Raw genomic sequence first — 21,763 nt, 5'->3', positions numbered from 1 at the left:
TAGCTGGCGATTTCATCTTTGTCCCATCGTTTCTCAGCACCCGATCGCCACCCTGACGGCGAGGTCAGGCATCGGGACAGCGGGAGATTTCATGTCATTTGCGGTAGTGGCCACGACGTCATTGGCGGCAGCGGCGGGCGATCTGCGCGACATCGGCCGGGCGATCGATGCGGCCAATTCGGCAGCGGCCGCACGGACCACAAGCTTGGCCGCCGCCGCCCGGGACGAGGTGTCGACGGCGATTGCGTCGATGTTCACCGGGTACGCGCGGGAATATCAACTGCTCAGCGCCCAGGTGGACACGTGTCGTGCCCAGTTCGCCCGAACGCTGGACGATGCCGCCGGGACATACGTCGCCGCCGAGGCCTTGAACGCCTGGACACTGGACTCCCTGCTCGGCGCGGTCAATGCCCCCGCTGCGGCGGTGACGGGACGCCCGCTGATCGGCAACGGGGCGGATGGGAAGGCCCCCGGACAGGCCGGTAGCCCGGGCGGCTTGTTATTCGGCAACGGCGGCAATGGCGCGCCCGGCACGGTCGCCGGGATGGCCGGCGGTGCGGGCGGCGCCGCAGGGCTGATCGGCAACGGAGGCCGGGGCGGCGCCGGTGGTGCGGGCGCTGCAGGGGGCGCGGGTGGCCGGGGCGGGTCGTTCATCGGCAATGGCGGCGCCGGTGCTGCCGGGGGTGCGGCGACATCGGTCAACATGATGGGCGGCCGCGGCGGAGACGGCGGTGCGGCCGGGCAGTACGGCAACGGCGGACCCGGTGGGCAGGGCGGGGCCGGCGCCACCGGCAAGGCGGGCGCGTCGGCGATGGTCCCAGGTGAGTCGGGCGTCGACGGCGGAGTCGGAAGCCGCGGCGGGGATGGCGGCCGGGGTGGACCCGGCGGGACGTTGTCGGGGCATGCCGGTGACGGTGGTGCGGGCGGCGCCGGTGGAGCGGGCGGAGCAGGTGGCTACGGCCTCACCGGTGGCGACGCCCGCGTGGCGGGCGGCAGCGGGGCCGGCGGCGGAAATGGCGGCAGCGGTGGAGCCGGCGGCGCCGGCGGGAACGGCGGCGCCGGTGGACTTTCGACCATCGGTCATGCTGGCCAGCAAGGATCCGCCGGCAACGGCGGGGCCGGCGGGACTGGCGGCAACGCCGGCAACGGCGGGGCAGGCGCCGTCGGTGTCGCGGGGACGAACGACGGCGCTGGCGGCAACGGCGGGTCCGGCGGCAATGCGGGGATGGGCGGCCTGGGTGGAGCCGCGGGTGCGATCGGGACCCACACCGCATTCAGTGGGGTCGCTGGTTCCGCCGGAGCGCACGGCACCGGCGGGAACGGCGGCCACGGCGGGGATGGCTACAACGCCGCTACCGGAAGCACGGCCGGCGTCAACGGCGGCCACGGCGGTGACGGCGGCGCTGCCGGCAACTACGGCAACGGCGGCAATGGTGGTAAAGGCGGCGATGGCAGCGCGGGAACGACCGGGCTCAACGGCACCTTCACCGACCCCATCGGCGGTAGCGGCGGTACCGGCGGCGGTGGTGCCACCAGTGGAGGTATCGCCGGCGGGATTTTGTCCGGTACCAATGGGGGCGGTAAGGCCACCCCCATCGGCATCCCCGGTCCCGTGGCCGGACCAGGCGCGGCCGGCACCAACGGGGGTCACGGCGGCGCCGGCGGCAACGGCGGGACCGGCGGTGGCCATTCCGGCAACGGCGGCAACGGCGGTGCCGGGGGCAATGCCGGGGCGGGCGGCAACGGAGGCGCCGGCGCGTCAGCCGTCGGAGCCGGCGACGGCGGTACCGGTGGCGTCGGCGGCGACTCGGGTACCGGCGGCAGCGGGGGCAAGGGCGGTGACGCCCCGGGATCGGGCAACGGCGGGGCCGGCGGTGCGGGCGGCAACGGCGCGGCCGGCGGCAACGGCGGCAACGGCGGCAACGCCGCCGGCACGGGTGCCGGCGGCGACGGTGGACATGGCGGAGCGGTAGGCGCCGGCGGCGACGGCGGAGACGGCGGCAACGGGGCCGGCGGCGGGGCCGGTGGCGCCGGCGGCGAAGGCGGTACCGGTGGCAACGGCCAGACCCGCGCCGCCCAACAAGGCAGCGGCCCCAGCGGTAATGGCGGTCACGGCGGAAACGGCGGGCAAGACGGAAGCGGCGGCAACGGCGGATCAGGTGGCACCGTCGGCGGCGGCGGGAACGGCGGTCGCGGCGGTGCGGGTGGGGACGCCCTCATACCCGGCTGGGCGGGTGGCAACGGCGGCACCGGGGGCGCCGGCGGCGGACCCGCGATGGGCGGTAACGGCGGAAACGGCGGTGCCGGCGGGACTGTCTCCGGCAATGGCGGCAACGGCGGAAACAGCGGAAACATCGGCGACGGCGGCGATGGCGGCGACGGCGGCACCGGGGGCGCCGGCAGCGGCAGCGGCGGCGGCGGCAACGGCGGCCTGGGTGGCAACGGCTGGGGTGGCGGCTTCGCCAATCAGGGCGGCGACGGAGGCGCCGCCGGTCAGAACGGCCACGGCGGCCACGGCGGCAGCGCGGGCACCGTGGGCGCGGCCGGCGACGGTGGAGCCGGAGGCGGCGGCGGCGCCGGGGGCAGCACCGGAGACGGCGGCCACGGCGGCCACGGCGGCCACGGCGGCTGGGCCGGCCGGGCCGGCGCCGGCGGGGACGGCGCCGCCGGCGGCACCGTGACCGGCAACGGTGGCACAGGTGGTGACGCCGGAGCTGTCGGCCAATGGGGCGATGGCGGCGACGGCGGTAAGGGTGGGTCCGGTGGCTCGCTCGCCGGCGACGGCGGCCACGGCGGCACCGGCGGAAAGGCAGGCGCTCCTGGCTTCCCGCCCCAGACCGGAGTCGGCGCAGGCGGCAACGGCGGGTTCGGCGGCATGGCTACCGGAAGCGGCAACGGTGGCAGTGGCGGAGCCGGTTCGGCCGGGGCCTACCACGGCAGCGGCGGCGCCGGCGGGGACGGCGGCGCCGCCCACGGATCGGGCAATGCCGGCGCCGGCGGCGCCGGCGGCGAAGGCGGTTCGGCTCTGTTGCGTTACGAGCCGACGCTCGGCCGCGACATCCAGGTCAACGGCTGGGGCGGCGCCGGCGGTTGGGGCGGTAATGCCTGGCGCAGCGGATCCGGTTATATCGGCGGCAACGGGGGCGACGGTGGCGCCGCCAGCACCGGCGGCGACGGCGGCGCCGGAGGCAATGGTGGTACGGCCCACGGAACGGGCAGTGGCGGTGCCGGCGGCAGCGGCGGCATGGGCGGCAGCGGCGGCAACGCCGGCACCCTCACCTCGAACACCAACGGCGGCACCAGCGGACCCTCGCGCAGCCAGGGCGGCGATGCCGGCGATGCCGGTTCGGGCGGCCAGGGCGGCGCGGGCGGTCGCGGCGGCGACGCACTGGGTCCCGGCACCGGCGGCGCCGGGGGAAGCGGCGGGGCCGGCGGGACCGGCGGAGCCGCCGTCGGCGGGACGGCCGTCGGCACCGGCGGCAACGGAGGTGGCACCGCTAGCAATGGCGGCAAGGGCGCCGACGGCGGCGACGGCGGGGCCGGCGGCACGGGTGGCGACGGAGGTCACTCCGCGTCCGGTGCCGGCGGCGCGGGTGGCAGCGGCGGTGCAGGCGGGGCCATCACCGGAGCCACCGGCGGCGCCGGTGGCTCCGGCGGCCCGTTTGGTGGTCATCCCGGTGCACCCGGCACGGCCGGAACTCACGGCGTTCCAGGCGCCGACGGAGCGCCGGGCTAAGAACCCAGCAGGGCCAGCCCGGCCGCTCCGGCCGTCGCCACACACATCGACGGCCCGTGCGGCACGGCGCGCATCCGCCACATCAACCCCACCGCGGCGGTGAGCACAGGCGCGCCCAGCGCCGCCAGAAACCAGACGTCGACACCGAGACAGCCGCTCAGCCCGCCGAGACCGAGCGCGAGTTTGACGTCTCCAGCCCCCATCGCCGTCGGCGCCGCCAGATGCACCGCGAGGTACAGCGTCGCCAGTGCCACCGCCCCCATCAGGGCCGGCGCCGCTCGCCCGGCACACGCGGCGCCGGTCAGAATCGCCACCGCGCCGGGCAGCGTCAGCCGGTTAGGCAGCCGTCGCTGTCGGATGTCATACCAACTCAGGACTATCAGCCAGGCCGCGATAAGCCCAATCCGCATGCGCGGCAGGCTAATCCAGTTCCGCCAATGCGCAAGTCATCGCCTCGCGCGGTGCGGGCATACCGGTGAACTGCTCCACCTGCGCGAACGCCTGGTGCAGCAGCATCTGCAGGCCGCTGACGACTCGGCCGCCGGCGGCCCGCACCGCGGCAGCCAACGGCGTGGGCCACGGGTTGTAGATCGCGTCCAGCAGAACCGGGATTCCGGCGAAGGTGTCGGCGTAGCGGGCGGCGACCCCGGCGGGCAACGTGTTGACCAGCACCTCGGCGGCGCCCACTTCGTCGGCCAGCGCGTCGTCGTCCAGGTCGAGGTACGTCGTGGGGACCCCCACCCGGTTGCCCAAATCGAGCAGTCGGGCGGATTTGTCCGGATTGCGGGCCACCACCGTGATGCCGGACACCCCGAGCGTGGCCAACCCGACGACGGCCGCCGGGGCGGTGCCACCCGAGCCGGCGACCAGGGCCCGTCCCGACGCCTGCCCGAGGGCGCCCGCGACGCCGTCGATGTCGGTGTTGTCGGCCCGCCATCCGCTGTTCGTGCGCACCAGGGTGTTGGCGGAGCCGACCTGCTCGGCGCGGGCGGTGCGTTCGTCGGCGAACCCCAGCGCGGCGAACTTGCCCGGCATGGTCACCGACACCCCGACCCACTCGGGACCGAATCGCCCGACCACACCGGGCAGTTGCTCGGCGGTGCATTCGATGCGGTCGTAGGTCCAATCCTGCAGACCCAGCGCGCGGTAGGCGGCCAGGTGCAGCTGCGGGGACTTCGAATGCCCGATCGGCGAACCGAGCACCCCGGCCTTTCTAGCGAGCGGAATCGAGGACACCGTTGCGCTTGGCCAGTTCAATGTTCGCCAGATGCTGCTGATAGTCCCGGGTGAACAACGTGGTCCCCTGGGCGTCGATGGTGACGAAGTACAACCAGTCCCCCGCCGCGGGATGCTCGGCCGCCCGCAGCGCATCCACGCCAGGTGAACAGATCGCGGTCGCCGGCAGGCCTTCGGACATATAGGTGTTCCAAGGGGTCCGCAGTGCCCGGTCGGCGTCGCTGGTGGCGACCTCGCGGCGGTCCAGCGGATAGTTCACCGTCGAATCGAACTCCAGCTTGCGGTGTTCATGCAGCCGGTTGTAGATCACCTGAGCAACCTTGGTGAAGTCCGGCACGTTGGCTTCCTGCTGCACCAGCGAGGCGACCACCAGGATGTCGTAAGGCGACAGGCCGATCGCCTTGGCGGTGTCCTCCAGCCCCGAGGTGAGGTATTGCACGGTTCCGGCACTGATCAGGCTCGCCAGGATGGTTTCCGCGGAAGCTGCCGGGTCGATGTTGAAGGTGCCGGGCGCAATCAGCCCTTCCAGCCGGCGATGGTCGTCGCCCAGCTCGCCGACCGGCTCGAGCGCCCATTTCGGCACCTGCAGCGCGGCCGGAGTGCTCTTGCTCGCTGACGCCTTGAGATCGGCCAGGGACACGCAGCGCTGGTTGCCGTCCAGATCCACACAGGTGGCGCGCGAGATCAGGGTGAGGATGCCCGGGGTGGTCTTGTTGGTCTTCATGTCGGTGGTGTCGTCGAGCTGGCGCCCTTCCGGGATCACCAGCTTGCCCACCCTGGTGTTCGGATCGGCCAGGCGCGACACCGCGTCGGCCGCCGGGATCTCGGTGCGCATCCGGTAGTACCCGGGCTGGATGGCCGAGATCGCGGCGTTGCCGTGGGCGGCGTCGACGAAAGCCCGGACGGTACGCACCACACCCCGCTTGAGCAGCGTCTCGCCCACGGCGGTGGTGGAATCACCGGCCTGAATCTGGATCACGACGTCGCGTTTGCCGGTGCCGGTGTAGTCGTCCTCGTTGCCGGAGAACACGTGCCAGAGCTTCGCGCCGACGAAGACGGCCGCCACCACCACGACGACCAGCAGTCCGGCCGCGAACGAGCCGGCCCACCGGCGGCGACGACGGGTGCGCTGCTCCTTCTTGCGGGCGGCGCGCGTCCTGCGGTGGCCGGTCGATCCGACCGCCATCGGCTTCGCCTTCTCCCGTTCAGACATCGGAGGCTTCCCGTCCCGAAGGCCTGCCGATCAAGGCACGGCGCTGATCCAGCCAGCCCTGCAAGATCGCCACCGCCGCGGCCTGGTCGATGACCGAACGCTGCTGTTTGGCCTTGATGCCCGCCTCCCGCAGGGACCGTTGCGCGGTCACCGTGGTCAGCCGCTCGTCGGCGAGCCGGACCGGAGTGGGCGCCAGACGCTCGGCCAGGGCGTCAGCGACCTCGATGGCGTCCTGGGCCGACTGACCGATGCGGTCGGCCAGGGTCCGCGGCAGTCCGACGATCACCTCGACGGCCTCTAGATCGGCGACCAGCGTCGCCAGTCGGCGCAGGTGTTTGCCGGTCCGGTCGCGACGCACGGTCTCGACGGGGGTGGCCAGGATGCCGTCCGGGTCGCTGGCGGCCACGCCGATACGCACCGTGCCCACGTCGACACCCAGGCGCCGACCCCTGCCCGGGTCTGATTCGCCCGGCCGGTCCGGCTGGCGCTGCGGGTCGCCGGACGACGAAGCCGGATGCAGCGGGTCGCCGCCTTGTGCCTGCGGTGATTCGACCACTCAAGCGACCCGCGCTATCACGGCGATCTCCGAGCGCAGCGCGTCCAATGCCGCGTCGATGCCGGTCGGGTTCTTGCCCGAACCCTGAGCCAGGTCGGCCTTGCCGCCGCCCCGGCCCTCGACCGCCACCGCCAGCTGTTTGACCAGCTCGTTGGCGTTCAGCCCGATGTCCTGCGCGGCCGCATTGGCGGCTACCGCATACGGGACGGTCGGCCCGTCGCCTTCGGCGATCAGGGCCACCACCGCGGGATCGCTGCCGAGCTTGCCGCGGATGTCGCCGGCAAGCGAGCGCAGATCTGCGGCCGTCATACCGGCCGACATGCGCTGCGCGACGACCCGGACGTCGCCGATGCGCTCCGCCCCGGCGGCGGCATTAGTGGCAGCGGCACGGGCACTGGCCAGCCGGGCACGTTCGAGCTCCTTCTCGGCCGCCTTGAGCCGCTCCACCAGGCTCGCCACCCGGGCCGGCACCTCCTCGGACGGCACCTTGAGCGACGACGCCAGACCCGCCATCAGCGCCCGTTCCTTGGCCAGGTGCCGGAACGACTCCAGACCCACGTAGGCCTCCACTCGGCGCACTCCGGAACCGATCGAGGATTCGCCGAGGATGGTCACCGGCCCGATCTGCGCGGTGTTGTGCACGTGAGTCCCGCCACAGAGCTCCAGCGAGAACGGCCCGCCCATCTCGACCACCCGCACCTGGTCGGGGTAGGCCTCACCGAACAGCGCCATCGCGCCCATCGCCTTGGCTTTCTCGAGTTGCTCGAGGAAGGTGTGCACCTCGAAGTCGGCCTGCACGGCCTCGTTGGTCACCTCTTCGATCTGCGTCCGCTGGTCCTCGGATAACGGACCCTGCCAGTTGAAGTCGAACCGCAGGTAGCCCGGCCGGTTCAGCGATCCCGCCTGAACGGCATTGGGCCCCAACACTTGTCGTAACGCAGCGTGCACCATGTGGGTGCCGGAGTGGCCCTGCGTCGCACCCTTGCGCCAGCCCGGGTCCACGGCGGCGACCACCGTGTCGCCCTCGACGAATTCGCCGGATTCGACGTTGACCCGATGCGCGTGCAGGGTCTTGGCGATCTTCTGCACGTCGGTGACCGCGGCGCGGGCACTGCCGCCGGATCCGGTGCCGCTGATGCTGCCGGCGTCGGCGATCTGCCCGCCCGATTCTGCGTACAGCGGTGTGCGGTCCAGGATCAGCTCCACACGGTCGGCGTTGATTGCATCCGCGTGCGCCACCACCGGCACCCGTTTGCCATCGACGAAGATGCCGAGAATCTTTGCCTCAGAAGTCAATTCGTCGAACCCGGTGAACTCGGTAGGTCCGGCGTCGACCAGTTCCCGATAGGCGGTCAGGTCGGCGTGGGCATGCTTGCGGGCGGCGGCGTCGGCCTTGGCGCGCCGGCGCTGCTCGGCCATCAGTTCGCGGAAGCCCGCCTCGTCGACGGTCAGGCCGGATTCGGCGGCCATCTCGAGCGTGAGCTCGATGGGGAAACCATAGGTGTCGTGCAGCGTGAAGGCGTCGGAGCCGGACACCACGGAGGCGCCCGAGGATTTGGTGGCGCCGGCCACGTCGTCGAACAACTTCGAGCCCGAGGTGAGGGTGCGGTTGAACGCGGTCTCTTCGGCGACGGCGATGCGGTTGATCCGCTCGAAGTCGTTGACCAACTCGGGATACGACGGCCCCATCGCGTCGCGGACGGTGGCCATCAGGTCTCCGACGATCGGGGTGTCGATGCCGAGCAGCTTGGCCGAGCGGATGACCCGCCGCAGCAGCCGGCGCAACACGTAGCCGCGACCGTCGTTGCCGGGGCTGACGCCGTCGCCGATCAGGATGGCGGCGGTGCGGCTATGGTCGGCGATGATGCGGTAGCGCACGTCGTCAGCATGGTTGCCGGCGTCGTACGGGCGGGCAGCGACCAGGGCCACAGTGTCCACGACCGGGCGCAGCAGGTCGGTCTCGTACACGTTGTGCACGTTCTGCAGCACCAGCGCGATGCGCTCGACGCCCATGCCGGTGTCGATGTTCTTGCGGGGCAGCGGCCCGAGGATTTCGTAGTCCTCTTTGGAGGTGCCCTCGCCGCGCTCGTTCTGCATGAACACGAGGTTCCACACCTCGAGATAGCGGTCCTCGTTGGCGATGGGACCGCCGTCGACGCCGAACTCGGGACCACGGTCGTAGTAGATCTCCGAGGACGGTCCGCAGGGGCCGGGAATGCCCATCGACCAGTAGTTGTCGGCCATGCCGCGGCGCTGAATCCGCTCGGCTGGCAGACCCGCGATCTCACGCCACAGATCCGCGGCCTCGTCGTCGTCGAGGTAGACTGTCGCCCAAAGCTTTTCGGGGTCCAGGCCATAGCCTCCGTCGGCTACCGGGTTGGTCAGCAACGCCCAGGCCAGCTCGATGGCGCCCCGTTTGAAGTAGTCGCCGAAGGAGAAATTGCCGGCCATCTGGAAGAAGGTGTTGTGCCGGGTGGTGATGCCCACCTCGTCGATGTCCGGGGTGCGGATGCATTTCTGGATGCTGGTGGCCGTCGCGTACGGCGGTGTGCGCTGGCCGAGGAAGAACGGCACGAACTGGACCATGCCCGCGTTGACGAACAACAGGTTGGGATCGTCAAGGATCACCGATGCGCTGGGCACCTCGGTGTGGCCCGCCTTCACGAAATGATCAAGGAACCGCTTCCTGATCTCGTGTGTCTGCACTGTGCTTCTTCCTTAGTCCTGTGCTTGTGGGCGAAAGTCGGATAACAGCCTATTCGCCGGGACTGTCCGCCGAACACGCAATCAGGCCGCTTAGCCTTCCATCTACCCGTCGACGAAGCTCAACCGGACCGACCGCCGCGGATTATCGCGGTTCAGGTCCACCAGCACGACGCTCTGCCAGGTGCCCAGCAGCGGCTCGCCGGCACTGACCGGAACCGTCACCGACGGCGAGATGATCGCCGGCATGACGTGGTCGGCACCATGGCCCGGCGAGCCGTGCGAGTGCCGGTAGCGGTCGTCGCGGGGCAGCAGCCGCTCTAGTGCGTCCAACAGGTCGTCGTCGGACCCGGCGCCCGTCTCGATGATGGCCACCCGGCCGTCGCGTGTGGCACGAAGACGTTGCAGAGGCCGTCGGCGTGGTTGCCGCAGAACTCGCGCACCGCGTCGGTGAGGTCGACGATGCGGCGACGCGTGGTGTCCACATCCAGCACATCGGTATCCATCCGGACCAGCCTACGGGGCTTGATCAGCCGCTGGTGCCGGAGGAAGGTGGTGGTGGACCGGTGGCGCCGCCGGGGGCGCCGCCCCGACTCACAGGAGGGGTCGATCGTGTTTGCACGTTCCACAACCATCCAGGCGCAGCGCTCGTCGATCAACATGGGCATCAACTATGTTCGCGACGTGGTCATGCCTGCCCTTGACGAGATGGAGGGCTGCCTGGGCCTATCGCTACTGGTCGACCGCGAGTCTGGCCGGTGCATCGCCACCAGTTCCTGGGAAACCGATTCTGCGATGCAGCGCAGTGCCGAGCGGGTGTGGCCGGTGCGTTACCGCGCCGTCGAGATGTTCGGAGGCAGCGCCGTCGTCGATCAGTGGCGCATCGCGGTGCTGCACCGCGACCACCGCTCCGCCCCCGGCGCCTGTGTGCGGGCCACCTGGCTGCGGACGCGACCGGAGCTGTTCGAGCGCGGCATCGACTACTACCGGTGGGCCGTACTGCCGGCCGTCGAAGATTTCGACGGCTTCTGCAGCGCCAGCTTGATGGTCGATCCGACGTCAGCCCGAGCCGTGGTATCGGTGACCTACGACAGCCGCGAGGCAATGGACCGCTGCGCCGAGTCGGCCCGCTCGATGCGGACGGCGATGATGCGCGACCTCGGCCTCGACCAGGACGACGTCGGCGAATTCGAGCTGGCGCTGGCTCACTTGCGGGTGCCCGAGCTGGTCTAGGGCGCCGGTTCACCGAAGCGGTGAATTCGCAGCGAAAGTGCGAGTAAAACCCCTGCAATTCAGGCTCGACGCCGGGTGCGGGGCTGGACAGCCGGCGCTCAACGCGGCGCGTCTCCCGGAAAGCCCAGGCACCCGGCAGCTGAACACGGCGGCAGCCAACCGGGGTCCTCGTCGCGGCCGCTTCCGCGACCGTCGCCGCGAACACGCCCGTCCGACCCGCGTAGGAGTCGTCGGCCGCAGCGCAGCACCGCCAGCTCGCCGTCGTCCCGCAGCCCGAAATTGCGGCGGCCGCCCTCCCAGATCACCCCGGCGCGGCGTCGCCCGGCCAGTGCGGCCCCGCTTGCGGATGACGACGTTGTAGCCCGTGAATAGCGCAGCCGATTCATCTCGTCGTCGGTGAATGTCCCCGTTTCCCGCGGATGATCGCGCGCAACCGTTCCAGGCGGCCGGCGATGTCTCGTTCGGCCCCCCGCCCGGTCGGTCGGTAATAGTCCACACCCACCAGCTCATCCGGTGAATACTGTTGCGCCACCACCCCGTCAGGGTCGTCGTGGGAATACTTATAACCCTGCGCGTTGCCCAGCTGCGCCGCACCCGAATAGTGCCCGTCGCGCAGATGTGGCGGCACCAGACCCGCCTTACCCGCCTTGATATCGCCCATCGCGGCACCGAGCGCGGTCGTCACCGCGTTGGATTTCGGCGCGGTAGCCAGATGAACGGTCGCATGGGCCAGCGTCAGCTGCGCCTCGGGCATCCCGATCAGCGCGACCGTCTGAGCCGCGGAGACCGCCACCAGCAGCGCCGTCGAATCTGCCAGGCCGATGTCTTCGCTGGCCAGGATCATCAGCCGCCGGGCGATGAACCGCGGGTCCTCCCCCGCCACCAGCATCCGCGCCAGATAGTGCAGCGCGGCGTCGACATCCGAGCCACGGACCGACTTGATGAAGGCGCTGACGACGTCGTAGTGCTGATCGCCGTCCCGGTCGTAACGCACCGCGGCCCGGTCCAGGGACTGTTCGATGGTTTCGACCGCAACGTGATCAGAAGCCTCAGAGGCCACCTCGAGAGCGGTCAGCGCCCGCCGCGCGTCGCCGGCGGCGAGTTGCACCAGCAGCTCGACGGCCTCCGGCGCCACCGTCACCGTGCCGCCCAATCCACGCGGGTCGTCGATCGCCCGCCGCACCACGGTGCGGATGTCGTCGGCGGTCAACGGACGCAGCTGCAGGATCAGCGACCGCGAGAGCAGCGGGGCGACCACGGAGAACGACGGATTCTCGGTGGTGGCCGCGACCAGCAGAACCACCCGGTTCTCGACCGCGGCAAGCAGCGCGTCCTGCTGGGTCTTGGAGAACCGGTGCACCTCGTCGATGAACAACACGGTCTGCTCGCCGGAAAGCACGCCGAAACGGGCCTTCTCTATCACGGCCCGAACTTCTTTCACACCGGCCGACAACGCCGACAGCGCCTCGAAGCGCCGCCCGGTGGCCTGCGAGATGAGCGACGCCAGTGTCGTCTTTCCGCTTCCCGGCGGTCCGTACAGGATGGCCGAGGCGATACCCGAACCTTCGACCAGACGCCGAAGCGGGGACCCGGCCGTCAGCAAGTGCTCCTGCCCCACCACTTCGTCCAGAGAAGCCGGACGCATCCGCACCGCTAGCGGTGCGCCGGCGACCCCGGACACGCTGGACGCGTGGTCGGTTGATTTCGGCGCACCGGGCAGGTCGAACAGACCGTCGGACACGACTTCAGGCATACCACGCTCGGTGGACAAGCCACCGACGGGTGAGCAGGCCGCACCAATGCGAGCATCCAGGGCCCACATTTGCTAAGTTCCCGTTTGCTAAGCCCCGACCAGAGCGAACTACGAGGCACCAAGGACAGCCATGAGCCAGCCGCCAGAATATCCAGGCAACCCGGCCGACCCTCAGGGCGGCAACCCACCGGGCTATCCGCCCCCGCCGCGTCACGGCGCGCCGCCATCGCCGCCTCCGGGCTACGGCGCGCCTCCGCCCCCACCCGGTTACGGCGCCCCTCCGCCACCGCCCGAATACGGCCAGCATGCCCCCGGCGGCTATCAGGCTCCTGGCTACGGCACCCCGCCTCCTCCCCCGCCGCCGCCGCCGGGTTACGGCGCCCCGCCGCAGGGTTACCCGCCCCAGTCAGGACTGGGTGGCGCCCCGGGCGGAGCACCGTTCAGTGTCGGCGATGCGTTCAACTGGTCGTGGGGCAAGTTCAAGGACAACGCCGTCGCGCTGGCCGCGCCGGTCGCGATCTACTTCGTGATCATCGCCGCCGTCATCGGCATCCCGCTCGGGATCGCATTCGCGACCGCCGAGACCACAACCACGACCACCGATTACGGGTACGGCGTCAGTTACGAGACGAGCGATACCAGCTTCGGGCTGATCAGCTGGATCGTGATGACCGTCGGCATCATCCTCGCCTTGGTCGTCGCGGCCTTTCTGCAGGCCGGTCTGACCACGGCCAGCCTGGACCTCGCCGACGGCCGTCCGGTCAGCATGGCGACCTTCTTCAAGCCACGGAATGTGGTCGGTGTGTTGCTCACCACGCTGCTGATCGTGCTCGCCTCGTCGGTGTTGTCGTGCACCATCGTCGGGCCGTTGGCGATCGCCTTCTTCACCCAGTTCGCCGTGCCGTATGTCGTCGACAAATCACTGTCGCCGATCGACGCCATCAAGGCCAGCTTCGCGACGGTGCGCGCCAACCTCGGGCCCAGCGCCTTGTCCTGGCTGGTCCAGTACGCCGCGGTCGCCGTCGGTCAGATCGCCTGCTACATCGGCCTGGTGGTGGGCGCTCCCATCGCGGCGCTGGTCCAGATCTACACCTACCGCAAGCTCACCGGCGGCCCCGTCGCGGAGGTGGCGCAGGCCGGTGCCCCCGGCCAGTATCCGCCGGGACCGCCGCCCGGGCAGTACCCGCCGCCGCAGCAGTACTCCTGACTGTCACCAGCGGTAAAGCGACCGAAACAGATCGTTCACACGGAGCGGCCTGACGACCGAATGACAGCCGCCCGCAACGCAAGCCATCACCGGCGCGCGCTGCGGGCGGCTGTCTCTTGTGATGGGATCAGCGGTTATGAGCATCAAAGTTGCACTGGAGCACCGCACCAGTTACACCTTTGACAAGCTGGTCCAGGTCTATCCCCATGTGGTGCGGCTGCGACCGGCGCCACACTCGCGCACGCCGATCGAGGCGTACTCGCTGCGCGTCGAACCGGCCGAGCACTTCATCAACTGGCAGCAGGACGCGCTGGGCAATTTCCTCGCCCGCCTGGTGTTTCCCAAGCCCACGCGGGAGTTGACCATCACGGTCGGCCTGATCGCCGACCTCAAGGTGATCAACCCGTTCGACTTCTTCATCGAGGACTGGGCGGAGACGTGGCATTCGGGCAGGTCGCTCTACGACAAGGCGCTGGCTGACGACCTGGAGCCGTACCTGCGTCCCGTCGACGAGGACGGCGAGGGGTCCGGGCCCGGCGATCTGTCGCAGGCGTGGGTGCGCAACTTCTCGGTGCCCGACGGCACCCGCACCATCGACTTCCTGGTCGCGCTGAACCGGGCGATCAACGTCGATGTCACCTACAGCCTGCGGATGGAACCCGGCGTCCAGACCCCGGACTTCACGCTGCGCAGCGGTGTCGGCTCGTGCCGCGACTCGGCGTGGCTGCTGGTGTCGATCCTGCGTCAGCTGGGGCTGGCCGCCCGGTTCGTCTCGGGCTATTTGGTGCAGCTGGCCTCGGACGTGGAAGCGCTCGACGGACCGTCCGGGCCCGCCGCCGACTTCACCGACCTGCACGCCTGGACCGAGGTGTACATCCCGGGCGCGGGCTGGATCGGTCTGGACCCCACCTCGGGGCTGTTCGCCGGCGAAGGACACATCCCGCTGGCGGCCACACCGCACCCGGCCTCCGCGGCGCCCATCACCGGGAGCACCGAACCGTGCAGTTCGGTGATGGAGTTCTCCAACACCGTCACCCGCGTTCACGAGGACCCGCGGGTGACGCTGCCCTACACCGACGACGCGTGGGACACGATCTGCGCGGTGGGCCACCACGTCGACGAGCGACTGGCCGCCGGCGATGTCCGTCTGACCATCGGCGGTGAGCCGACGTTCGTGTCGGTCGACAACCAGGTCGACGCGGAATGGCGCACCGCCGCGGACGGTCCGCACAAGCGGAAGCTGGCATCGGATCTGGCCGCCCGGTTGAAGGCGCAGTGGGCGCCGCAGGGCCTGGTGCAGCGCAACCAGGGCAAGTGGTACCCGGGAGAGCCGTTGCCGCGCTGGCAGATCGGCTTGTATTGGCGCACCGACGGGCGCCCGCTGTGGGTCAACGAGGCTTTGCTGGCCGATCCGTGGGGGTCCGCCGAGGCCGATCCGGTCGAGGCCGATCCGGTCGAGGCCGAGGTCGCGCACGACGTACTGGCGGGGGTCGCCGAGAGCCTCGGGCTGCCGCTGTCACAGGTGCGCCCGGCCTTCGAGGACCCGCTGGCCCGACTTGCCGCCGCGGTGCGGTTGCCGGCCGGCGATGCGGTAGCCGCCGACGACGACCTGGCTGACGACGGGGACGAGCGGCGGTCCGAGTTGCTGGCGCGCCTGGACGAGGCCGTCACCACGCCGTCGGCCTTCGTGCTTCCGGTGCACCGCCGCGACGACGGCAGCGGCTGGGCCAGCGCCGACTGGCGGCTGCGCCGGGGCCGCCTGGTGCTGACCGAGGGCGATTCGCCGGCAGGTCTGCGGCTGCCGCTGAACTCGATCAGCTGGAGCCCACCGCCGGCCTCGTTCGCCGTCGATCCGGTGGGGATCAGCAACGCGCTGCCCCCGGCCGGACCCGACCAGGCGGTGCTGGTCGAACCCCACGACGCCCCGACGACCGCGCTGGTCGCCGAGGTGCGCGACGGGCTGCTCCACGTGTTTATGCCGCCGACCGAGGCACTGGAAGATTTCGTCGACCTGGTCGCACGCATCGAGGCCGCGGTAATAAAGGTCGACACGCCGGTGGTGATTGAGGGGTACGGCCCGCCGCCGGATCCCCGCCTCAGCTCGACGACGATCACCCCGGACCCGGGCGTCATCGAGGTCAACGTCGCCCCGACCGCCAGCTTCGACGAGCAGCGCCGCCAGCTGGAAACCCTCTATGCCCAGGCCCGGCTGGCTCGGCTGTCCACCGAGTCGTTCGACATCGACGGCACCCACGGCGGCACCGGCGGCGGCAACCACATCACCCTCGGCGGCGTCACGCCGGCTGATTCGCCGCTGCTGCGCCGCCCGGACCTGCTGGTGTCGCTGCTGACCTACTGGCAGCGTCACCCCTCGCTGTCCTACCTGTTCGCCGGGCGGTTCATCGGCACCACCTCACAGGCGCCGCGAGTGGACGAGGGCCGCGCCGAGGCGCTCTACGAGCTGGAGATCGCCTTCGCGGAGATCGCGCGCTTGTGCGCCGGTGGGGCAGCCAAGCCGTGGGTGACCGACCGGGCGCTGCGTCATCTGCTCACCGACATCACCGGCAACACCCACCGCGCGGAATTCTGCATCGACAAGCTCTACAGTCCCGAAGGCGCCCGCGGCCGGCTCGGACTGCTGGAGCTACGGGGCTTCGAGATGCCGCCGCACCTGCGTATGGCGATGGTGCAGTCGCTGCTGGTGCGCTCGCTGGTGGCGTGGTTCTGGGAGCAGCCGCTACGCGCCCCGCTGATCCGCCATGGCGCCAACCTGCACGGGCGATACCTGTTGCCGCACTTCCTTATTCACGACATCGCCGACGTGGCGGCCGATCTGCGCGCCCACGGCATCGGGTTCGAGACAAGTTGGCTGGACCCGTTCACCGAGTTTCGCTTCCCGCGCATCGGCACCGCGGTGTTCGACGGCGTGGAGATCGAACTTCGCGGCGCCATCGAACCGTGGAACACCCTGGGTGAGGAGTCGACCGGTACCGGCACCGCCCGCTACGTCGACTCGTCGGTCGAACGCGTGCAGGTCCGAATCATCGGCGCCGACCGGCACCGCTACGCCGTGATCTGCAACGGCTATCCAGTCCCGCTGCTGGCCACCGACAACCCTGACATCCATGTCGGCGGGGTGCGTTTCAAGGCGTGGCAGCCGCCCAGTGCGCTGCACCCCACCATCTCCACCGATGTGCCGCTGCAATTCGAGCTCATCGACCTGACCACCGGGACCTCGCGCGGCGGTTGCACCTACCACGTCTCCCATCCCGGCGGACGCGCCTACGACGAGCCACCCGTCAACGCCGTCGAGGCCGAGTCGCGCCGCGCCCGCCGTTTCGAGGCAACCGGGTTCACCCCGGGCAAGTTCGACCTGGCCGGGCTGCGGGAAAAGCAGGCGCGATTCCTCACCGACATCGGCGCGCCGGGCATCCTCGATCTACGGCGCGTGCGTACCGTGCAGCAGTAATGGCGCTTCCAGATTTCTCGGTCGATGACCGCTACGACGTCGACCGGCTGCTTGCCGGTTACCGGACTGCGCGCGCCCAGGAAGCCCTGTTCGACCTGCGCGACGGACCCGGCGGCGGCTACGACGAGTTCGTCGACACCGACGGCGATGTGCGCGCCACCTGGACCGAGCTGGCCGACACCATCTCCCAGGGCGGCCGCGCAGGGCTGGAACGGATGCGTTCGGTGGTGCACGGCCTCATCGACCACGACGGCATCACCTACACCGGCACCGACCCGTCGCGCGAGGGGCCACCCACCGCCGGTCACGGGCCCGAGCCGGGGCCGTGGAGCCTGGACACGTTGCCGCTGGTGGTTTCCGCGGCCGACTGGGCGGTGCTGGAAGCCGGGCTGGTGCAGCGCTCACGCCTGCTGGATGCCGTGCTCGCCGATCTGTACGGGCCGCGCAGCCTGCTCACCGAAGGCCTGCTGCCGGCCCAGCTGGTGTTCGCCCACCCCGGTTACGTGCGGCCCGCCAACGGAATCAAGGTGCCCGGTCACCACCAGTTATTCATGCACGGCTGCGATCTGAGCCGGTTGCCGTACGGCGGGTTCCAGGTCAACGCGGACTGGACGCAGGCCCCCTCGGGCGCCGGCTATGCGCTGGCTGACCGGCGGGTGCTGGCGCACGCGATTCCCGACCTCTACGAGCGCATCGCCCCGCGGCCGACCACGCCGTTCGCCCAGGCGCTGCGGCTGGGCCTGATCGACGCCGCGCCCGACGTGGTGCAGGACCCGGTGGTGGTGGTACTCAGCCCAGGCATCTACTCCGAGACCGCGTTCGACCAGGCGTATCTGGCGACGCTGCTGGGTTTTCCGCTGGTGGAGAGCGCCGACCTGGTGGTGCGCGACGGCAAACTGTGGATGCGGTCGCTGGGCACCCTCAAACGCGTCGACGTGGTGTTGCGCCGGGTCGACGCCTTGTACGCCGACCCGTTGGATCTGCGCGCGGACTCCCGGCTCGGCGTAGTCGGTCTGGTGGAGGCGCTGCACCGCGGAACGGTCACCGTGGTCAACACCCTCGGCAGCGGCATCCTGGAAAGCCCTGGGCTGCTGCGCTTTCTGCCGGAGATGGCCGAGCGCCTGCTCGGCGAGGAGCCGCTGCTACCCACCGCGCCGGTCTACTGGGGCGGCGTTCCCGCTGAACTGTCGCACCTGCTGGCCAACCTGTCGTCCCTGTTGATCAAACCCACTGACGGCGGCGAAACCCTTGTCGGGCCGACTCTTTCGGCAGCACAGTTGACCGAACTCGCGGCGCGGATCGAGGCGGCGCCGTGGCGGTGGGCCGGCCAGGAACTGCCCACGTTCTCCTCGGCGCCCACCGACCACGCCGGGGTGTTGTCCTCGGCCGGCGTGGGGATGCGGTTGTTCACCGTCGCCCAACGCAGTGGCTACGCACCGATGATCGGCGGCCTGGGGTACGTGGTGGCGCCCGGACCTGACGCCTACACACTCAAAACCGTTGCCGCCAAGGATATCTGGGTTCGCCCGACGGAACGGGCGATCGCCGAGATGATCACCCTGCCGTCGGCCCGGCCACCCGCGAAGACCGGCGCGGGCACCTTCGCCGTCAGTTCGCCGCGCGTACTTTCCGACCTGTTCTGGATGGGACGCTACGGGGAACGCGCCGAGAACATGGCCCGGTTGCTGATCGTGGCGCGGGAACGCTACCACGTCTACCGCCACCACCAGGACACCGAAGAGAGCGAATGCGTGCCGGTCCTGATGGCCGCGTTGGGCAAGATCACCGGGACCGACACCGGGGCAACCGATGACGGCGAATCGGACAAGGCGGAGATGATCGCCGTGGCGCCCTCGATGCTGTGGTCGATGACCGTGGATCTGGACCGGCCGGGATCGCTGATCCAGTCGGTGGAAGGACTGGCACTGTGCGCCCGGGCGGTGCGCGACCAGTTGTCCAACGACACCTGGATGGTGCTGACCAACGTGGAGCGCGCCGTGGGGCTGCGGTCTGACCCGCCGCAGTCGCTGGCCGAGGCCGACGCCTTGTTGGCCTCGGCGCAGTCACAGGCGCTGGCCGGCATGCTGACGTTGGCCGGGGTGGCGAGCGAGTCGATGGTGCATGACGTCGGCTGGACGATGATGGACATCGGTAAGCGCATCGAACGGGGCCTGTGGCTGAGCGCGTTGCTGACCGACACCCTGACCGCCGTGCGCGGCACCGTCGCCGAGCAGTCCATCGTGGAGGCGATGCTCGAGGCCTGCGAGTCCTCGGTGATCTATCGGCGGCGCACGCTGGGCAAGATCAGCGTCGCGGCGGTGACCGACCTGATGCTGTTCGACGGGCAGAACCCCCGGTCGCTGCAATTCCAGTTGGAGCGGCTGCGTATCAACCTCAAGAACCTGCCGAGTTCGACGGGATCGTCGCGTCCGGAACGGATCGTCGACGAGATCAGCGCCCGCCTGCGCCGCTCGGATCCTGCTGAGCTCGAAGAGATCACCGACGGCAGCCGCGAGGAGCTGGCCGAGTTACTCGGTGCTGTGCACACCGCGCTGCGCGATCTGTCCGACGTGATCACCGCGACGCAGCTGGCCCTGCCCGGTGGCATGCAGCCGCTGTGGGGCGGACCCGACGAGCGCCGCACGATGCCCGCCTAGTTGGCCCCGACCGCGCGAGAGGTTCAGGCGGGTTGACCGAACAGCTGCCCGCCGGTCCCACCTACGCCTGCCAGCCCTGCGACGCCCGTGTTGCCCGCCGGCTTTGCCCCGGCCGGACCGCCCGTACCGCCGGCACCGCCCGTGCCACCGCCGCCACCGTTGCCGATCAGTTGAGCCGACCCGCCGTTGCCGCCGCTGCCCCCGTTGGCGCCGGCAGCGCTCGGGACGGAGGACAGGCCGCCGGAACCGCCGTTGCCGCCGCCCCCGCCGTTGCCGAACAGACCGCCGCCGGCGCCGCCGTTGCCGCCGTCACCACCGCCGCCGCCGATGCCGGTGGTCAGGCCCACTTGAATCCCGGCGCCACCCGCTCCGCCCTGGCCGCCCGTGCCACCGGCGCCGACGAGGACACCACCGGCGCCGCCGGTCCCACCGTCGCCACCGATGCCTGCCCCGGATCGGCCGCTGACACCACCGGCACCACCGGCCGCGCCCGCACCGCCCGCGCCGAACAACCCGCCGGCGCCACCATCTCCGCCGGCGCCGCCGTTGCCGCCGAACGAACCAGCGCCTGGCGCGATTCTGCCGGCGCCGCCGACGCCACCTTGGCCGCCCGCCCCGCCAGTGCCGTTCAGCAAACCGCCGTGGCCGCCGCTACCCCCGGCCCCGCCCGCTCCCGCGAAAGCGCCGGGTTCGGTGACGGGGTCCAGGACCAATCCGGTGACTCCGCCGGCGCCTCCGGCCCCGCCTTGTCCGCCGGTACCGAACAGACCGGCGGCGCCACCGGCGCCACCCATCCCGCCGGCACCGCCATAGGTCCCAATGCGGATCACCAGGTTGTCGATGTAATTGCCCGGTCCACCCGCTCCGCCCTGCCCGCCGACGCCACCGTTACCGGACACCCATCCACCACGGCCACCGTCGCCGCCCAGGCCCCCGACGCCACCGCCGCCGCCAACACCACCGTTCAGACCGCCCGCACCGCCGGCTCCGCCGGTGCCGCCGTCGCCGAACAATCCGGCGGCACCGCCACCGCCCCCGGTACCACCACTGCCGCCGAAGCGTCCGCCGCCGCCGTTGCTCCCGTCGCCGCCCAACCCTCCTTGACCGCCCGCTCCGGCGTTACCGACCAGCCATCCACCGGAACCCCCGTCGCCACCGCGGCCGCCACTGCCGGCAGCCACGCCCAGTGCCGAGCCGACTCCGGTACCCCCGGCCGCTCCGCCGGTTCCCCCTTGCCCACCGGCCCCACCCGCGCCCCACAAGCCGGCGGCGCCTCCCGTACCACCACTGCCCGCATTTCCCCCGTTGTTGCCCACTGTCCCGGCAATTCCACTGCCACCCTGGCCGCCCGACCCTCCGTTGCCGTACCACCAACCACCGTGTCCGCCGGCGCCGCCCGCCGCGCCGACCCCACCTGCACCCCCGGACCCACCGTTGCCGATCAGGCCGGCCGCGCCGCCGACACCGCCGGCTTGGTTGGCCGCACCAGCGGCGCCGTTTCCCCCATTCCCGTACAACAACCCACCGGCGCCACCAGCCCCGCCGGGCGTCGTCGCATCGGCGCCGTTGCCGATCAGGGGGCGCCCCAGCAGCGTCTGAGTGGGCGCATTGATCAGGCCGAGAACGGCCTGGAGCGGATCGGCATTCGCGGCCTCGGCCACCGCATATGACGATGCCCCCAGCTTCATCAACTGAACGAACCGCTGGTGGAAGGTTGCCACCTGATCGCTGGCGGCCTGATAGTGCCGTCCATGCCGGGCAAAAAATGAAGCCACCGCCGCAGAGACCTCGTCGGCGCCGGCGGCCGGTACCGCGGTGGTAGGAACCGCCGCGGCCCGGTTGGCGGCACCGAGGGTGGCGTCGATACTCACCAAATCCGCTGCGGCCAAAGCTATTTGGTCTGGGAGTGCCAGTAGGTACGACATCGGTGTCCTCTCGCCTGAGCTTCGGGATTACACAGACTAGCGCTCAACTGCCGGCCCTCGACGGCGAACGGGCGA

12 protein-coding genes and 1 pseudogene are annotated in these 21,763 nt (G+C 70.9%); 5 read left to right on the top strand and 8 right to left on the bottom strand.

Features of this window, described 5'->3' with window-relative positions:
* Positions 1-91 precede the first annotated feature (91 nt).
* Positions 92-3,736 (top strand): PE family protein, encoded by a 3,645-nt coding sequence (locus JX552_RS12455; protein WP_205877692.1) that lies wholly within the window; start codon positions 92-94, stop codon positions 3,734-3,736.
* On the opposite strand, the gene JX552_RS12450 is transcribed toward JX552_RS12455, so the two are convergent.
* The 6 genes and pseudogenes from JX552_RS12450 to JX552_RS12425 all read right to left on the bottom strand — a co-directional run bounded on the left by JX552_RS12450 (position 3,733) and on the right by JX552_RS12425 (position 9,938).
* Complete coding sequence (locus JX552_RS12450; protein WP_205877691.1) at positions 3,733-4,146, bottom strand: prepilin peptidase; 414 nt, start codon at positions 4,144-4,146, stop codon at positions 3,733-3,735. The genes JX552_RS12455 and JX552_RS12450 overlap by 4 nt on opposite strands.
* A gap of 10 nt (positions 4,147-4,156) precedes the next feature.
* Positions 4,157-4,963: a shikimate dehydrogenase gene (locus JX552_RS12445; protein ID WP_205878395.1), complete on the bottom strand. Its 807-nt coding sequence runs from the start codon at positions 4,961-4,963 to the stop codon at positions 4,157-4,159.
* The gene (gene mltG / locus JX552_RS12440) at positions 4,950-6,185 is read right to left on the bottom strand and encodes an endolytic transglycosylase MltG (protein ID WP_205877690.1); all 1,236 of its coding nucleotides are present in this window, start codon (positions 6,183-6,185) and stop codon (positions 4,950-4,952) included. The genes JX552_RS12445 and mltG overlap by 14 nt, the downstream gene beginning before the upstream one ends.
* The gene (gene ruvX, locus JX552_RS12435) at positions 6,178-6,705 is read right to left on the bottom strand and encodes a Holliday junction resolvase RuvX (protein ID WP_205878394.1); all 528 of its coding nucleotides are present in this window, start codon (positions 6,703-6,705) and stop codon (positions 6,178-6,180) included. Before ruvX ends, mltG begins: the two co-directional genes overlap by 8 nt.
* A 36-nt stretch (positions 6,706-6,741) precedes the next feature.
* The gene (gene alaS / locus JX552_RS12430) at positions 6,742-9,447 is read right to left on the bottom strand and encodes an alanine--tRNA ligase (RefSeq protein WP_205877689.1); all 2,706 of its coding nucleotides are present in this window, start codon (positions 9,445-9,447) and stop codon (positions 6,742-6,744) included.
* 102 nt (positions 9,448-9,549) lie between these two features.
* Positions 9,550-9,938 (bottom strand): annotated as a pseudogene (locus JX552_RS12425) (secondary thiamine-phosphate synthase enzyme YjbQ).
* 118 nt (positions 9,939-10,056) lie between these two features.
* Here JX552_RS12425 and JX552_RS12420 point away from each other — a divergent pair.
* Positions 10,057-10,677: a hypothetical protein gene (locus JX552_RS12420; protein ID WP_205877688.1), complete on the top strand. Its 621-nt coding sequence runs from the start codon at positions 10,057-10,059 to the stop codon at positions 10,675-10,677.
* Positions 10,678-11,059: 382 nt separating this feature from the next.
* Here JX552_RS12420 and JX552_RS12415 read toward each other — a convergent pair whose 3' ends face one another.
* On the bottom strand, positions 11,060-12,430 hold the full coding sequence (locus JX552_RS12415) for a replication-associated recombination protein A (protein ID WP_205877687.1): 1,371 nt from the start codon (positions 12,428-12,430) through the stop codon (positions 11,060-11,062).
* Between the two features lie 130 nt (positions 12,431-12,560).
* On the opposite strand from JX552_RS12415, the gene JX552_RS12410 reads away from it, so the two are divergent.
* The 3 genes from JX552_RS12410 (at position 12,561) to JX552_RS12400 (ending at position 19,763) form a co-directional block, all read left to right on the top strand.
* Positions 12,561-13,637, top strand: coding sequence for a DUF2189 domain-containing protein (locus JX552_RS12410; RefSeq protein ID WP_205877686.1), 1,077 nt, complete (start codon positions 12,561-12,563; stop codon positions 13,635-13,637).
* Positions 13,638-13,773: 136 nt separating this feature from the next.
* On the top strand, positions 13,774-17,106 hold the full coding sequence (locus JX552_RS12405; protein ID WP_205877685.1) for a transglutaminase family protein: 3,333 nt from the start codon (positions 13,774-13,776) through the stop codon (positions 17,104-17,106).
* Positions 17,106-19,763 carry a circularly permuted type 2 ATP-grasp protein gene (locus JX552_RS12400; protein WP_205877684.1) on the top strand — a complete coding sequence of 886 codons (2,658 nt, stop codon included), beginning with the start codon at positions 17,106-17,108 and terminating at the stop codon, positions 19,761-19,763. Before JX552_RS12405 ends, JX552_RS12400 begins: the two co-directional genes overlap by 1 nt.
* Before the next feature lie 23 nt (positions 19,764-19,786).
* Here the strand turns inward: JX552_RS12400 and JX552_RS12395 are convergent, their stop codons facing one another.
* The gene (locus tag JX552_RS12395) at positions 19,787-21,688 is read right to left on the bottom strand and encodes a PE family protein (protein WP_205877683.1); all 1,902 of its coding nucleotides are present in this window, start codon (positions 21,686-21,688) and stop codon (positions 19,787-19,789) included.
* Positions 21,689-21,763: the final 75 nt, after the last annotated feature.

Source organism: Mycobacterium gordonae, assembly GCF_017086405.1.
In the GTDB taxonomy this organism is placed as follows: domain Bacteria; phylum Actinomycetota; class Actinomycetes; order Mycobacteriales; family Mycobacteriaceae; genus Mycobacterium; species Mycobacterium gordonae_D.
Note: the sequence above shows the minus strand (reverse complement) of the source record. Positions and strands in the feature narration are given on the sequence as shown.

Coding starts and splice junctions, on each gene's coding strand:
- JX552_RS12455 (WP_205877692.1), top strand. CDS start 92: ATGTCATTTGCGGTAGTGGCCACGACGTCATTGGCGGCAGCGGCGGGC.
- JX552_RS12450 (WP_205877691.1), bottom strand. CDS start 4,146: ATGCGGATTGGGCTTATCGCGGCCTGGCTGATAGTCCTGAGTTGGTAT.
- mltG (WP_205877690.1), bottom strand. CDS start 6,185: ATGTCTGAACGGGAGAAGGCGAAGCCGATGGCGGTCGGATCGACCGGC.
- JX552_RS12415 (WP_205877687.1), bottom strand. CDS start 12,430: ATGCCTGAAGTCGTGTCCGACGGTCTGTTCGACCTGCCCGGTGCGCCG.
- JX552_RS12410 (WP_205877686.1), top strand. CDS start 12,561: ATGAGCCAGCCGCCAGAATATCCAGGCAACCCGGCCGACCCTCAGGGC.
- JX552_RS12405 (WP_205877685.1), top strand. CDS start 13,774: ATGAGCATCAAAGTTGCACTGGAGCACCGCACCAGTTACACCTTTGAC.
- JX552_RS12400 (WP_205877684.1), top strand. CDS start 17,106: ATGGCGCTTCCAGATTTCTCGGTCGATGACCGCTACGACGTCGACCGG.
- JX552_RS12395 (WP_205877683.1), bottom strand. CDS start 21,688: ATGTCGTACCTACTGGCACTCCCAGACCAAATAGCTTTGGCCGCAGCG.